A 13,983-nucleotide genomic window follows, 5' to 3' on the forward strand; every position below is an offset into this window, starting at 1 on the left:
CAGCGAGCCTTCATGAACCACAGCCTCGATATCAGTCATCGCGATCCTGATCTGTTTGGCCTGCTCTACGGCTTCCGTTTCCTGCCCGGCGAACGGGGCCGCGAAGTCGATTCGGCCACGGCACTGCGCTGTTTGCAGGACGATAGTGACAGCGGCGAATTCCTCTGGCTGCACCTCAATCTGGCGCATGCAGCGTGCGAGCGCTGGATGAAAAGTCATCTGCAATTGCCCGAAGAGTTTTTCGAGGCGCTGCACGAAGGCTCGCGTTCGACGCGCATCGAGCATGTCGACTCGGCATTGCTGGCGGTGGTCAACGATGTGGTGTTCAACCTCAGCAGCATGGTTTCTTCGGATGTGTCGACGCTATGGGTTTGTGTGCGCAGCAAACTGATCGTCAGCGCGCGCTTGCAACCGCTGCACTCGGTGGACAAATTGCGCTCATCGGTGAAGGCCGGCGAGCGCTTTCGTTCGCCCTCGGAACTGCTGGTGCATCTGCTCCGTGATCAGGGTGAGGTGCTGACGCAGATCGTGCGCAAGACCAGTCTGAGTGTTGATCAGGTCGAAGACGAATTGCTCTCCTCGCGGCTGTCGACCAACCGTGCAGAACTCGGTGCCAACCGCCGCGTGCTGGTGCGCCTGCAACGGCTGCTGGCGCTGGAGCCGGGCTCGTTGCTGCGTCTGCTCAACCGGCCGCCGCCGTGGTTGCAGAAGGAGGACGTCAAGGAACTACGCAAATCCACCGAGGAGTTTGCGCTGATCATCAACGACCTCACTGCCCTCGGCGAGCGGATCAAACTGCTCCAGGAAGAGATCGCCGCCAACCTCAACGAACAGAGCAACCGCACGCTGTTCACCCTGACCGTGGTCACGGTGCTGGCGCTGCCGATCAACATCATTGCCGGTTTTTTCGGAATGAATGTGGGTGGCGTGCCGTTGTCGCAGGATCCGGAGGGGTTCTGGATATTGGTCGCGCTGGTGGCGACGTTTACCGTGATTGCCGGGCGTTGGGCATTTCGCAAGCGCGGGGATTATTGACCACCGAACCTGATGTCCAGCACAGATCACCTGTGCGAGCCTGCTCGCGAAAGCGATCTGTCATTCAACAATGATGGTGACTGACACTCCGTCTTCGCGAGCAGGCTCGCTCCCACGGGGGACCTCATCGGCCTTAAGACCGACGGTGGGATTAATCCGCCAAACACTGACATGGCGCAGTCTCTCTGTAACATTCTGCAACGATCATGGGCGACATTCCTTCCCTCGCTCAGGATTGTCCTGCTATGGCTACTCCCTCCCTGACCGCCAGCCCCGCGTCCGCCGCCAGCGGCAGGCCTGCCCTCGACAAGAAAACCGGCCCATTCACCTACGTGATCTTTTTCGCCGTGCTGGCGATGGGAATGCTGTTTACCGCTTACAGCCTGATGCACGACATGCACGAACTCGGCACGGTGGTCACCACGTGGACGCCGTTTCTGCTGCTCGGCGTCGCGCTGCTGATTGCTCTGGGCTTTGAGTTCGTCAACGGTTTCCATGACACCGCCAACGCCGTGGCGACGGTGATCTACACCCACTCGCTGCCACCCAATGTCGCCGTGGTCTGGTCGGGGTTCTTCAACTTTCTCGGCGTGCTGCTTTCGAGTGGTGCGGTGGCGTTCGGCATCATTGCCTTGCTGCCGGTGGAGTTGATTCTGCAGGTCGGTTCGTCCGCTGGTTTCTCGATGATTTTCGCCCTGCTGATTGCGGCGATCCTATGGAACCTTGGCACCTGGTGGCTGGGTTTGCCAGCCTCGTCTTCGCACACCTTGATCGGTTCGATCATCGGCGTCGGTGTGGCCAATGCCTTGATGCATGGCCGCGACGGCACCAGCGGTGTCGATTGGGCACAGGCGACCAAGATCGGTTATGCGTTGCTGCTATCGCCGTTGGTGGGTTTCGGTTGTGCGGCACTGTTGCTGCTGGCGCTGCGCGCCTTCGTGAAGAATCGTTCGCTGTATAAAGCGCCGGAAGGCAACACGCCGCCGCCATGGTGGATTCGCGGTTTGCTGATTCTGACCTGCACCGGCGTGTCCTTCGCCCACGGCTCCAACGACGGGCAGAAAGGCATGGGCCTGATCATGTTGATTCTGGTCGGCACACTGCCAATGGCTTACGCCTTGAACCGCACCATGCCGGAAGAACAGTCGTTGCAGTTTGCCGCCGTGGCGCAAGTCACCCAGCAAGCGCTGGTGAAAAGTGCACCGCTACCAACGCCTGCCGATCCGCGTGCAGTGCTCTCCGACTATGTGCGCAGCAAGGACGCCACGCCGCAACTGATCCCCGCCCTCGCCGCCCTCACCGGGCACATTGGTGAGGAAGTCAAAGGTTACGGTTCGCTGGCAAAAGTCCCGGCCGAAGCCATGGGCAACGTGCGTAATGACATGTACCTGGCCAGCGAAAGCATTCGCCTGATGGACAAGAACAAGGTCGGCAATTTCGACGCCGACACCAGCGGCAAACTGCAACTGTTCAAGCAACAGATCGACAACGCCACGCGGTTTATTCCGCTCTGGGTGAAGATCGCCGTGGCCATCGCGCTCGGGTTGGGCACCATGGTCGGCTGGAAGCGGATTGTGGTGACGGTCGGCGAGAAGATCGGCAAGACCCACCTGACGTATGCGCAGGGTGCGTCGGCGGAAACCGTGGCGATGCTGACCATTGGCGCGGCGGACATGTTTGGTTTGCCGGTGTCGACGACGCATGTGTTGTCGTCCGGTGTGGCCGGGACCATGGTCGCCAACGGTGGCGGGTTGCAGATGAAGACCATCCGCAATCTGTTGATGGCGTGGGTGCTGACCCTCCCGGCGGCGATCCTGCTGTCAGGCAGCCTGTACTGGCTGTTCACCCAGATCTTCTGACGGACGAAGATCCCCTGTAGGAGTGAGCCTGCTCGCGATAGCGGTGGGTCAGTTTAATCAATGTTGACTGATACACCGCTATCGCGAGCAGGCTCACTCCTACAGTTTTGACCGGTGTTCAGGTTTAGAGCGCGGAGCGAATCAGATCGCCCAGCCAATCCATAAACACCCGCACTCGCAAGGGCAAATGCCGCTGCCGCGCATACAGCAATGAAATGCCCATCGCCGGCGCGGTGAATTGCGGTAGCACCGTCACCAGTTCGCCGTTGTCCAGATGCGGCTGCATGCCGGTACGCGGCACCTGCGTCAGACCGAAACCGCCGAGGCACGCCGACTCGTAAGCGTCTGTGCTGTTGACCGTAATGCTGCCAGCCATCGGCAAGCGTTTAACCTGCCCGCCCTCCTCGTACACGAACCCTTCCGAACGCGAACCGAGCACGCCAACGTAATGCACCAGCCGATGCTGCGCCAGATCTTCCAGTGTCTGCGGCACGCCGTAGCGCGCGAGGTACGCGGGACTGGCGCAATTGACCATGGGGAAGTCACCGAGGTGCCGCGCGACCACCGATTGATCCGGTTGCGCGCCAATCCTCACCACGCAATCGAAGCCTTCGCTGAGCAGATCCACGCGGCGATCGGTGCTGCTGATTTCCAGCTCCAGATTCGGGTGGCGATCCATGAACTGCGGCAAGCGCGGCATGATCAGACGCCGCGCGAGAATGTTCGGCAGATCGACCCGAATGCGCCCGGTCAGCGAAGCCTCGTCCTGGCGGAACAAGCCTTCGATCTCGTCCATGTGCGAGAGCAGATCCTTGCTGCGTTCGTACAGCACCAGTCCGTCCTGCGTCGCCTGCACCTTGCGCGTGGTGCGTTGCAGCAGGCGCGTGCCGAGTAACGCTTCGAGCGCTTGCACATGCTCGGAAACGGTCGATCGCGGGAGACCGAGATTTTCCCCGGCGAGGGTAAAACTCGACAGTTCGCTGACCCGCACGAAGGTGCGCAGCAGTTCCAGTTTGTTCATTAGGCACCTGTCGATTGTTCGGCTGAGCCGATCAGTGATTCCGGTTTCACTCTGTTTATCACCTCACGGCGGATAAATAAACTGAGTCCCATCACCACTCACCGCAATCGAGGAAGCCTCCATGAATCGTAAAATCGCATTGATCACCGGCGCCAGCCGTGGCCTGGGCAAGAACGCCGCCCTGCACCTCGCCGCTCAGGGCATCGACATCATCGGCACTTACCACAGCCGTGCTGATGAAGCCCAGGCGCTTGTGAGCGAAGTGCAAGCACTCGGCGGCAAAGCCGTAATGCTGCAACTGGACGTCGGTCGCAGCGAAAGCTTTGCCGATTTCGCTAAACACGTTGAGCAGGCGTTGCAGCAGACTTTCGACCGTCAGCGTTTTGATTTCCTGATCAACAATGCCGGGATCGGTGTGCATGCACTGTTCGCCGAAACCACGCCGGAGCAGTTCGATTTGCTGATGAATATCCAGCTGAAAGGGCCGTTCTTTCTGACTCAGCAGTTGCTGCCACTGATTAACGACGGCGGACGCATCATCAATATTTCCAGCGGCCTGACCCGTTTCAGCCTGCCGGGTTACGGCGCTTATGCGGCGATGAAAGGCGCGATGGAGGTGCTGACCCGATATCAGGCGAAGGAGTTGGGTGCGCGGCAGATTGGCGTGAACATTCTCGCGCCGGGCGCTATCGAAACTGACTTCGGTGGTGGCGCCGTGCGCGACAACTCGGCGCTGAATGCGATGGTCGCCAGCAACACCGCGCTGGGCCGTGCCGGGCAGCCGGACGATATTGGCGGAGCGTTGGCGCTGCTGCTGTCGCCGGGCGGACAGTGGATCAATGGCCAACGGGTCGAGGCATCAGGCGGCATGTTCCTCTAACCAACGCTGAAACACCGTCACATGTAGTAGCTGCCGAAGGCTGCGATCTTTTGATCTTGATTTTAAAGGGCAAGATCAAAAGATCGCAGCCTCCGGCAGCTCCTACACGGGGATCGAGGTTAGTTCTGGAAAGTGTTGCGGGTCATGAAGCGCTCGCGCACCACGTCATAGCCCCAGTGATACACGTAGGTGTACGGCAGGAAAAACAGCAGCACACCGATGTCGAGCAGAAACGCCTGCCACAGGCTGACCGACAGCCACCAGGCAATCAGCGGCACGCCCATCACGATCAAACCACCCTCGAAAAGCAGCGCGTGCACCACTCGCACCCAAGCGTTGTGCGGGAGGTTCATGCGCTCCAGCAAACGATCAAAGAAGCGGTTGAACACCACGTTCCAACCGAGCGCCAACAGCGCGATCAACACCGTCACGGCGCCCATTTCAAGCATCGGTTTTTGCATGATCCACGCCAGCAACGGCGTGCAGATCAGAATGGCCAGCAGTTCGAAACCGATGGCCTGAAAAATACGTTCAGTGATGGATTTGTGGGCAGTCATGGCCTGACTCCTTGAGTGAAGATGGTTGCCATGATCTATGCTCGCATCGATACTTCATAACCAATAACCATCGATCAAGGCGATAGTTGATGATCTCTCAGGAAGTGCTGCTCGCGTTTGTCCAGGCGGCCACCCAAGGTTCGTTTTCCGCGGCGGCGCGTAAGCTCGGGCGCAGCCAATCGACCATCAGCGCGGCGGTGGCCAGCCTCGAGATCGATCTGGACCTGGTGTTGTTTGATCGCAGCAGCCGCAAACCGACCCTGACACCGGCCGGGCATGTGATGCTGCAACGCGCCGAGGCGATTCTGGCGGCCAGCAGTCGCCTGGAAATGACCGCGCGACAGTTGTCCCAAGGCGTCGAGCCGAAGCTGACGGTGGCGATTTCCGATACCTATCAGTCGGACCGTTTTGAAGCGGCGTTGGTCGGGTTTGAGCAGCGTTATCCGGATCTGGAGCTGGAATGTTTGATTGCCGAATGCGATGACCTGATCGAATTGGTGCAGCGTGGTCGTGCGCATCTGGCCTTCGCGGAGATGCAAGAAAACTATCCGCCGGATCTGGCGACGTCGACGGTGGCCGAACGCACGGAAATCGCCCTGTTCGTTAATCGCGACCATGCGCTGGCCAAGCTTGATCACATTGATCAGCAGATCCTTGAGCAGCATCGCGAATTGCGTCTGGCGACCATCGTCAATCCGTATGACAGTCGTGGCAAAGGTCGGGTGTGGTCGGCACCGAGTTATCTGATGTTGCTGGAAATGGCCGAGAAAGGCTTTGGCTGGGCGCCGTTGCCGCGTTGGCTGGCGCAGCGGTTTGGCAATGATTTGCTGGTGGAATTGAAGGTGCGCGGCTGGCCGAAGCCGGTGTTTGTCGATGCGTTGTGGTCGCGGCTTTATCCACCGGGGCCGGCGGGGAGTTGGTTGTTGAGCAAGATGCTGGAATAACTTCGCGCCCAATCGCTGGCAAGCCTGAAGTCAAAAGCCCCTCACCCCAGCCCTCTCTCTGTATGTACCGGACACATGGTGGACACATGTTCGGAGACATGGTGGACGGTTTTAGATCTTCTTACCTGCCGTTACGATCTGCAAGTTCAAGTCGATTCGGGCGATACGATGTCTACTCCAGTAGACATCGTGGATGCCGTCCTCCGTCGTCTCCCGGATAGCCACTGACCTCCCGTAAAACGCCTTTCCGACGGTGTATTCACGGTTACCCCAGTAGATCTCGCCCTTCACCTGAACCTTCCTGACCACATCCCCATCGTCGTATTCTGGCGCTGCCGGTTGTTCCTGATATTCCCGTGGGCTGCTGCTGTATCGAGTCGCAGGAACCTGCATGTCCAGTGCTTGATGCGGGCGCTTCTGGTTGTAAATATCACGCCAGATATCAAACGCCCGTTGTGCGTCGTCCAGATCGATGAAGAGCTGGCCTTGCAGAACTTCCCTTTTCAGGCTGCGGTGGAAGCGCTCTAGCTTTCCCTGGGTTTGCGGATGATAAGGTCGGGAGTGGCCGACCTTGATGCCCTGGCTCATCAGCCAGACCTCCAGCGCGGTATAAACGCCGGTTTGGTCACCCCATGGCGAACCGTTGTCCATCGTCATGCGCAGAGGCAGACCGTAGAGCCGAAAGGCCCGCATTAGTTGCTCCTGGACGGTTTGGCGCTGCTCATTGGCACACGCGGCGATGCACAGTGAGAACCGCGAGTGATCGTCCAGTATCGTCAGCGGATGGCAACGTCCGTGGTTCAGGCTGATATGGCCCTTGAAGTCCATCTGCCAAAGATCATTGGGCGCTTCATGCTCGAACCGGATAAACGGTTTAATCTCAGCAGTCTTTGGATCAACGCGCGAATGACGCTGTAAAACCGCATGCACGGTGCTGACCGAAGGCATCACTGCGCCGCTGTCTTCCAGCACGCGCTTGAGCTTACGAGCGCCCCAAACTGCGTACTCCTGACTCACGGTCAGTATCTGCTGCTCAACCTCGTCAGCGCAGCGTTTGGGTGATGTCTTTGGTCTTCGAGACTGATTGATCAATCCCTCTGCACCTGAGGTTTCAAACCTGCTGAGCCATTTGTAGGCAGTGCTTGGGCTGATGTTGAATCGGCGGCAAAGCTGCCGAACATTGACCCCTTCTTGCCGAGCCAAAAGCACGAATTCTGTACGAAGCTGCACGGTGGACACCTCTTCCCAAGACACAGGCCATCTCCTTCGCGATGAGCAATGTGTCTATTAAAATGTGTCCACCATGTCTCCGAACACCTGTCCACCATGTGTCCGGTACATACACTCTCGGAGGGAGAGGGAGCCGACCGAGGTGTCTTGCGTCCGACATCGACCTGAAAGACCGAGTCGATTATGGATTTTATTGCGACCTTAAACCTCGCCCAGACTGGGTCGATTCTGGATTCAAAACCGATCGTTCAAGTCGGTGAAATTCTGCAATATCCCCCAATCGGTCCCCTCTCCCCCTGGGAGAGGGCTAGGGTGAGGGCAATTCCAGCGCCGAAAGCCGCCCTTCAATAAACCGCCGCTCCGGCTCCTGCCGGGTCAGCTCCAATGCCCGCAGATACGCCGCCCTCGCCTCTCCCACCCTGCCCAACTGCCGGCAAAACTCCGCCCGCGCCGAATGCGCCAAGTGATAATCCTGCAGCTCGCCGCGTGCCAAAATCCCTTCAATCAGATTCAATCCGGCCAACGCCCCATCACGCTTGGCCACCGCCACCGCCCGGTTCAACTCGATCACCGGCGAAGGCACCGCGCGCAACAGCACATCATACAAACCAACGATCTGCTCCCAATCGGTTTCTGCCGCCGACGGCGCCTCAGCATGAACCGCCGCAATCGCCGCCTGCAAACAATATGGCCCAAAGCGCCGCGTGGTCAGCGCACGCTCGACCAGCGCACAACCTTCAGCGATCAATTCGCCATCCCACAATGAGCGGTCCTGATCATCCAGCAGCACCAATTCACCGTCCGGCGAAGTGCGCGCCGAACGTCGCGATTCGTGCAGCAGCATCATCGCCAACAACCCCAAAACCTCCGGTTCCGGCAGCAACTCCATCAACAGCCGCCCCAACCTGATCGCCTCACGCGTCAGATCTTCACGGGTCAACTCAGACCCGCCCGACGCCGAATACCCCTCGTTGAACACCAGATAAATCACCCGCAACACACTGTCGAGGCGCTCGGGCAATTCGCTCAGGCTCGGTACTTGATAAGGGATTTTCGCATCACGAATCTTGGCTTTCGCCCGCACGATGCGCTGGGCAATCGCCGCTGGCGCGGAGAGAAATGCACGGGCGATTTCCTCGGTGGTCAGGTCGCAGACTTCGCGCAAGGTCAGCGGCACTTGCGCATCCGCCGCCAGTGCCGGGTGGCAACAGGTGAAGATCAGCCGCAGACGATCGTCTTCCACGTCTTCGCCACTCCAGTCGGACTGTTCGAGTTCTTCCAGTTGCGCCAACAGCAAGGGTTGCGAGGCCTTGAACCGCGCGCGGCGACGCAACACATCAATCGCTTTGAAGCGCCCGGTCGACACCAGCCAGGTGCGCGGATTATCCGGCACGCCGTCGCGTTGCCAGCGCTCGACCGCGACGAAGAACGCCTCATGCAAGGCCTCTTCGGCGAGGTCGAAATCACCGAGCAGACGAATCAGCGTCGCCAGAATCCGCCGCGAGTCTTCGCGATAGACCTGCTCGACCCGCGCCCGAACCTCAGACATTCAACTGCCGCACCGGCCGCACTTCAACGCTGCCAACCCGCGCCGCCGGAATGTTGCCGGCGACCTGAAGCGCTTCGTTAAGATCCTTGGCGTCGATCAGGTAAAAGCCAGCCAGTTGCTCCTTGGTTTCGGCAAACGGGCCGTCGGTGATCGACAGTTTGCCGTTGCGCATACGCACCGTGGTGGCGGTCTGCACCGACTCCAGCGCTTCGGCGGCGACCATCCGCCCACTGCCCTGAATCGACTCGGCATAAGCCCAGCATTCGGCGTCTTCCGGGCTGTCGGGCGACGAATGCAGCAGGCGCTCATCGCTGTAGACCAGGCATAGATACTTCATGGCGTTCTCCTGAAGCGGACGGTTCAACTATGGCTGAAGATCAGGGGGTCACATCGAACAGGGTCGCGCCGCTCATCGGATCGAACGGCGCCGACCAGTGTTCGTGGACGATTTTCCACGCCCCGCCGACCTGCCGGTAGCAAGCGGTGACGCGCATCCAGCAGCTCTGGGTTTCGCCTTTGTCGTTGGTGCCACCGCAGTTGGCCACCCAGTGGGCGAAGGCGATGTTGTCGGCGCTTTCGATGGCGATTTCCTGGAATTCGAAGACGTGCGGGCCGGGGCACATTTCCATGCACGCGACCCAGTGCGCGCGGTAGGCGGGTTTGCCCTTGAATTGCAGGGCCTTGATCGCATCGAAGGAGACGATGTCGTCGGCATACAACGCCATGACTTTCTCCACGTCCTTGGTCATGACGGCTTCGCGGTAGGTGTCGATCAGGGTCTGGATTTCAGATTGTGCGCTCATGCTGTTCTCCGTGGTTTTTGTTGTGAAGACACCCTTAGTCGTTCGGCATACAGGCAGATCGACAGTCGAAACAAAAAATTTCCCCTGAGGCCAAAATCGCTAGAATCCGAGGCTCATCTTTGTAGGAAAAAGGAAATTCCCGTGTCAGCCCAACTCGTGCCGTACGACAGCCTGAACGCCTTGCAGCGTCAGCAAGTCGAGGCGATTGAAATCCATGCCGAGCAGATCAAGTTCTCCGGCGATATCCACGGTGCCTTGCACACCCTGCTGTCGAAACCCGGCCCCGGCGTGAAAGGTTTCGCGCTGTTGGCGGATGAGGTACCGGTGGCGTTTCTGCTGCTCAAGCGCCCGCCGGTGTTGCCAGCCTGGGCCAATGAGCACAGTGCAACATTGCATGCGTTGCAGGTTGATCGCCGCGCGCAGGGCAAAGGTTTCGGCAAGGCGTGTCTGCAAGCGTTGCCCGAAGTCGCGCGTCAGGCCTGGCCGGAGATCAAAGGGCTGGAATTGTCGGTGGACGCAGACAATGACGCGGCGATCGCGCTGTACGCCAAACACGGCTATGTCGACAGCGGCGAAGCGTACAAGGGCCGGATCGGTTACGAACGGCGCATGGGCCTGGTTTTCTAAGTCATCGAGGGAAGCACGATGATCGATTCAATCGAAGCGCTGGAAGCGATTTACGGACTGCCCCACGAGCGCGCGGTGCGCAAGCAGATCGGTTTTCTCAACGAGGATTATCAGGCGATGGTGCGGGTTTCGCCGCTGGTGATTGTCAGCTCGGTGGGGGCTGATGGGCTCGACAATTCGCCGCGCGGTGACAAAGCCGGGTTTGTACGGATTATTGATGAGCGCACGCTGGCCCTGCCCGATCGCCCGGGCAACAACCGCATCGATACCTTGCGCAATGTGCTGCAGGATTCGCGGGTGTCGCTGCTGTTCATCATTCCGGGGATTGGTGAAACGTTGCGGGTTAATGGCACGGCGACGATCAGCGCGGAGCCGCAGTTGCTGGAAAGCTTTGCGGTGAATGGCAAACCGGCGAAAACGGTGTTGCTGGTGACGGTGGAAGCGGCGTTTTTTCATTGCTCGAAAGCCTTCGTCCGTTCGGATGCGTGGAACCCGGAAACGCATCTGCCACGCTCGGCCCTGCCCTCTGCTGGCGCGTTCCACAAGCGCCTGAACGATGGCGAGTTCGATGCCGAAACCTACGACCGCGAAGCACCGACGCGGGTGCGCGAAAGCCTCTACTGAAAAAAGATCTCATGTTCTCTTACAGGACTAAATCATCCTGTAAGAGTTATCCCATGAACAAATCTCAAATCATTTAAAACAGATAAAACCCTGTAAGTAAATTCTGATTTTCATCCTGGATATTGACGCCTCGCTGTCAAACAATCTAGGTTTTAGCCATGAGCAAATTTATTAATTACTCAACAGCCTATATATATATTCGAACATCGGCCTTCAACATATAAACGGAAACTTAAATCACTGCACCACTCGTTTTTTTTATAATAAAGAGAACAACATGATAGACACTCTAATAAAAACCGCCAAATCAAAAATCACGCCCAATGAAATAATCATATTGGACGGAATAATCTCAATCCCGAAAAGCTATCTCCGAGAGAAAGCATTTTTAGAACCGACAAGCATCCTGATTATTTCCGGATCTTTAATTGAGGGCATCGGAACAATTCACTCCGACATCGACTGCATTATACTCTGCGACGAACACCCCAAAGCTTGCAACATTAAAGATATCGAACACGCATTTGTCACTGACGAGAATTATCGCCATATTACAAAAAACGAAAAAGTTCACAACACAACCGACTTCTACGGCGATACGAGCATCCACATCGACGCCGACTACATCACCTTCTCAGAAATTGAAGATATATATAAAAAAATCAACAAAGCATTTGATGAAGTTAGTTCGGACCAACGATTTCTATATGACCCTGTACTCACAAATACAGAGAACAACATCGTTCACCGCTCTATTATCGGGCATGCAATTACCAACGAAGAAAAATTTGATTCAATAAGAGCACAAATCCCTCTAAAAAAACATATCTACATTGCACATCGCGAAAAGCTTCCAGTTTTTTACGCATTTCAGGATATTCAAGGTTGCTGGCAGTCAGGAAATCTATGGATGGGCTGTGAGATAGCCAGGGACATGATGCTAAAAACATCCATGAGTTTCACCTACCTCACTGGCACCTCGAACAAGCATTACAAGTGGATATATTCAAATATGTATCGAATTGAAGGGTTCGACGCCATCAAAAATAAGTTTTTCGATTTAGCCAGGCAAGGAGCAACTACGGAAACAGAATGCAGATCTTACATACAAGAGATTTTGGACTACATGGACTTGGTATTCCTCGCGATTGAAGGCCTTCTAAAAACAACAGATATCTATCCAACGACAGAAACCTCCCTTGCCGCGCTTGATAATGAATTCAATGAACGCAAGCAAACCAAACATAAAACATCTGTGTGCGAGTACTACTTTAGGAAAAAGTATTTTGCTGCTTCCCAGACTCCTCCATTAACGACATTACTTAAAGAATGGGACTAATCCCCTCCCGAAACGCCACAAGCGACCCACACTATGGAAGTACTTAAATTATCTGTACCACTGATGCTTTCGAGATTGGGAGATATGATAGGGTCACTGATTTTTTTCTCATTTATCGGCCATCACATTGTCGACTCTCTGAGTGCAGCGTCATTCGCTTTGGCTTCAATATCTTTTTTGACCGTTGTCGGGATCGGTTTCTTTTCAAAAACATTAGTAACCGTTGCAGGCGCAAACAACTTAAGCACCACCAGCATAAACTCCGAAATAACCACATCATTTAATCTTGCAATTTTTTATGGGCTATTAGTTCCGGTCACGATATTTCTAGCAGGTAAAATTTTTTTAGAACTGGATACCGACCCCAACAACCTGGAAGACTTCAAAGTACTTTTAACACTTTCGATTTCGCTGCCTGCCGTTTTCCTACAAACCACCATTTTCAACGTCTATAATGGCATCAGAAAAACGCAATACGAACTCACTTACACATGGCTATTAAATAGCGCACTCGCACTGACATGTTTTGCACTCATGAACATAGAGTCAAGTATAAATCTATACGACTTCATCATCACATACGTTTGCCTGCGTTATGTGTTCTCATGTGCAGCGCTGATCTTTTTCAGAACAACAACAAACAGACTCTTTAAAAGCTCTCCCCGCCTCAATATATCAAGAGATGACTATATAAAGTACACGATTAACGGCTTCCCTATGGCACTGTGCTTAGGCAGCGAAAGCCTCCTTTTCTTTTTACTTTCCCTGATATCAAAACATATAAATGACATCAGCCTTTCTGCATACCAAGCTTCTATCCATGCAGCCAGTATCATATATATGATTTCTATAGGAATAGGAAATGCCGCAGGAATAATTACAGCACGCCATTACATTACGAAGAATATCCAAGCAATCTCAAAAACATTCCTATTGTCTATCGGACTCGGATTACTCGTACTGGCACCCATCCTAGTGTCTTTTTATTTTTTTAGTGAACGTATCGCTCTAATCTACACATCCGACACAGCGACGAGGATTCTCATAGAAAACAACATCATTATCTCAATACCCTTTTTAGTATTTGAGTTTATCTTCGTTGTCGCCAGATTGACTTTAAGAAGTATGAACGACTTTTGGATACCCACAATAATGACAATACTGACACTAAACATTTTTGGTGTGCTTTCTTCAGCAACCCTATTATTACTCTACGAGCACAACGTGCGCTCAATATTCCTGGCATTAGCACTATGCTCATTTACTTTAATGTTGCTTTTACTCTGGAGATTAAGGTGCACATTAAAATACGCATCTAAAACACTCTGCATTGAAGAGAACCTACACCGAATAAAACAGCGCTGACCTTTCCTAATTAGTTTTGCGAGAATCGACCAATGAGACAGACCTCCTCATTTATCAACACAAAACATCAGCAGTCAACTTTGACAACGATAATTAGCGAGCATCATGCCTGGCGAACATTGAGCGGATTACAAACTACCGACTATTACG

The 13,983-nt window shown here is 55.2% G+C and carries 14 protein-coding genes; 8 read left to right on the plus strand and 6 right to left on the minus strand.

Annotated features, from left to right (window positions below; all coding sequences use genetic code 11):
* Positions 1 to 12: 12 nt before the first annotated feature.
* Together AC5SEM_RS18655 and AC5SEM_RS18660 are read left to right on the plus strand one after the other, a co-directional pair.
* Positions 13 to 1,035 (plus strand): transporter, encoded by a 1,023-nt coding sequence (locus tag AC5SEM_RS18655; RefSeq protein ID WP_095121237.1) that lies wholly within the window; start codon positions 13 to 15, stop codon positions 1,033 to 1,035.
* Between the two features lie 245 nt (positions 1,036 to 1,280).
* Complete coding sequence (locus AC5SEM_RS18660) at positions 1,281 to 2,894, plus strand: inorganic phosphate transporter (RefSeq protein WP_077574219.1); 1,614 nt, start codon at positions 1,281 to 1,283, stop codon at positions 2,892 to 2,894.
* Between the two features lie 124 nt (positions 2,895 to 3,018).
* On the opposite strand, the gene AC5SEM_RS18665 is transcribed toward AC5SEM_RS18660, so the two are convergent.
* Positions 3,019 to 3,915, minus strand: coding sequence for a LysR family transcriptional regulator (locus tag AC5SEM_RS18665; RefSeq protein WP_331691817.1), 897 nt, complete (start codon positions 3,913 to 3,915; stop codon positions 3,019 to 3,021).
* Positions 3,916 to 4,036: 121 nt separating this feature from the next.
* On the opposite strand from AC5SEM_RS18665, the gene AC5SEM_RS18670 reads away from it, so the two are divergent.
* Positions 4,037 to 4,795, plus strand: a complete 759-nt coding sequence (locus tag AC5SEM_RS18670) for an SDR family oxidoreductase (protein WP_116029940.1) — start codon at positions 4,037 to 4,039, stop codon at positions 4,793 to 4,795.
* A 119-nt stretch (positions 4,796 to 4,914) separates the two neighbouring features.
* On the opposite strand, the gene AC5SEM_RS18675 is transcribed toward AC5SEM_RS18670, so the two are convergent.
* Positions 4,915 to 5,352 carry a multidrug/biocide efflux PACE transporter gene (locus AC5SEM_RS18675; RefSeq protein WP_495471000.1) on the minus strand — a complete coding sequence of 146 codons (438 nt, stop codon included), beginning with the start codon at positions 5,350 to 5,352 and terminating at the stop codon, positions 4,915 to 4,917.
* Positions 5,353 to 5,441: 89 nt separating this feature from the next.
* Here AC5SEM_RS18675 and AC5SEM_RS18680 point away from each other — a divergent pair, with 89 nt between their 5' ends.
* A complete protein-coding gene (locus AC5SEM_RS18680; protein WP_116029942.1) occupies positions 5,442 to 6,296 on the plus strand; it encodes a LysR family transcriptional regulator in 855 nt (284 codons plus the stop codon).
* A 111-nt stretch (positions 6,297 to 6,407) separates the two neighbouring features.
* On the opposite strand, the gene AC5SEM_RS18685 is transcribed toward AC5SEM_RS18680, so the two are convergent.
* The 4 genes from AC5SEM_RS18685 to AC5SEM_RS18700 all read right to left on the minus strand — a co-directional run bounded on the left by AC5SEM_RS18685 (position 6,408) and on the right by AC5SEM_RS18700 (position 9,878).
* A complete protein-coding gene (locus AC5SEM_RS18685; protein WP_495471001.1) occupies positions 6,408 to 7,550 on the minus strand; it encodes an IS481 family transposase in 1,143 nt (380 codons plus the stop codon).
* Between the two features lie 283 nt (positions 7,551 to 7,833).
* Positions 7,834 to 9,075, minus strand: a complete 1,242-nt coding sequence (locus AC5SEM_RS18690; protein WP_495471002.1) for an RNA polymerase sigma factor — start codon at positions 9,073 to 9,075, stop codon at positions 7,834 to 7,836.
* Positions 9,068 to 9,412: a YciI family protein gene (locus tag AC5SEM_RS18695; protein ID WP_077574226.1), complete on the minus strand. Its 345-nt coding sequence runs from the start codon at positions 9,410 to 9,412 to the stop codon at positions 9,068 to 9,070. The genes AC5SEM_RS18690 and AC5SEM_RS18695 overlap by 8 nt, the downstream gene beginning before the upstream one ends.
* A 40-nt stretch (positions 9,413 to 9,452) precedes the next feature.
* The gene (locus tag AC5SEM_RS18700; RefSeq protein WP_495471003.1) at positions 9,453 to 9,878 is read right to left on the minus strand and encodes a YybH family protein; all 426 of its coding nucleotides are present in this window, start codon (positions 9,876 to 9,878) and stop codon (positions 9,453 to 9,455) included.
* 141 nt (positions 9,879 to 10,019) lie between these two features.
* On the opposite strand from AC5SEM_RS18700, the gene AC5SEM_RS18705 reads away from it, so the two are divergent.
* The 4 genes from AC5SEM_RS18705 to AC5SEM_RS18720 all read left to right on the plus strand — a co-directional run bounded on the left by AC5SEM_RS18705 (position 10,020) and on the right by AC5SEM_RS18720 (position 13,833).
* Positions 10,020 to 10,505 carry a GNAT family N-acetyltransferase gene (locus AC5SEM_RS18705; protein ID WP_368968413.1) on the plus strand — a complete coding sequence of 162 codons (486 nt, stop codon included), beginning with the start codon at positions 10,020 to 10,022 and terminating at the stop codon, positions 10,503 to 10,505.
* Positions 10,506 to 10,523: 18 nt separating this feature from the next.
* A complete protein-coding gene (locus AC5SEM_RS18710; RefSeq protein WP_495471004.1) occupies positions 10,524 to 11,129 on the plus strand; it encodes a pyridoxamine 5'-phosphate oxidase family protein in 606 nt (201 codons plus the stop codon).
* 277 nt (positions 11,130 to 11,406) lie between these two features.
* A complete protein-coding gene (locus AC5SEM_RS18715; RefSeq protein ID WP_495471005.1) occupies positions 11,407 to 12,468 on the plus strand; it encodes a hypothetical protein in 1,062 nt (353 codons plus the stop codon).
* Positions 12,469 to 12,501: 33 nt separating this feature from the next.
* Entirely contained in the window at positions 12,502 to 13,833 is a 1,332-nt protein-coding gene (locus AC5SEM_RS18720) for an MATE family efflux transporter (protein ID WP_495471006.1), read from the plus strand.
* The last annotated feature ends 150 nt before the right edge of the window (positions 13,834 to 13,983 follow it).

The organism is Pseudomonas sp. CH61 (assembly GCF_059429415.1).

What these genes read in the sequence shown, in the direction of transcription:
- AC5SEM_RS18655 (WP_095121237.1), top strand. Translation starts at nt 13, where the DNA reads ATGAACCACAGCCTCGATATCAGTCATCGCGATCCTGATCTGTTTGGC.
- AC5SEM_RS18660 (WP_077574219.1), top strand. Translation starts at nt 1,281, where the DNA reads ATGGCTACTCCCTCCCTGACCGCCAGCCCCGCGTCCGCCGCCAGCGGC.
- AC5SEM_RS18665 (WP_331691817.1), bottom strand. Translation starts at nt 3,915, where the DNA reads ATGAACAAACTGGAACTGCTGCGCACCTTCGTGCGGGTCAGCGAACTG.
- AC5SEM_RS18670 (WP_116029940.1), top strand. Translation starts at nt 4,037, where the DNA reads ATGAATCGTAAAATCGCATTGATCACCGGCGCCAGCCGTGGCCTGGGC.
- AC5SEM_RS18675 (WP_495471000.1), bottom strand. Translation starts at nt 5,352, where the DNA reads ATGACTGCCCACAAATCCATCACTGAACGTATTTTTCAGGCCATCGGT.
- AC5SEM_RS18680 (WP_116029942.1), top strand. Translation starts at nt 5,442, where the DNA reads ATGATCTCTCAGGAAGTGCTGCTCGCGTTTGTCCAGGCGGCCACCCAA.
- AC5SEM_RS18690 (WP_495471002.1), bottom strand. Translation starts at nt 9,075, where the DNA reads ATGTCTGAGGTTCGGGCGCGGGTCGAGCAGGTCTATCGCGAAGACTCG.
- AC5SEM_RS18695 (WP_077574226.1), bottom strand. Translation starts at nt 9,412, where the DNA reads ATGAAGTATCTATGCCTGGTCTACAGCGATGAGCGCCTGCTGCATTCG.
- AC5SEM_RS18700 (WP_495471003.1), bottom strand. Translation starts at nt 9,878, where the DNA reads ATGAGCGCACAATCTGAAATCCAGACCCTGATCGACACCTACCGCGAA.
- AC5SEM_RS18710 (WP_495471004.1), top strand. Translation starts at nt 10,524, where the DNA reads ATGATCGATTCAATCGAAGCGCTGGAAGCGATTTACGGACTGCCCCAC.
- AC5SEM_RS18715 (WP_495471005.1), top strand. Translation starts at nt 11,407, where the DNA reads ATGATAGACACTCTAATAAAAACCGCCAAATCAAAAATCACGCCCAAT.
- AC5SEM_RS18720 (WP_495471006.1), top strand. Translation starts at nt 12,502, where the DNA reads ATGGAAGTACTTAAATTATCTGTACCACTGATGCTTTCGAGATTGGGA.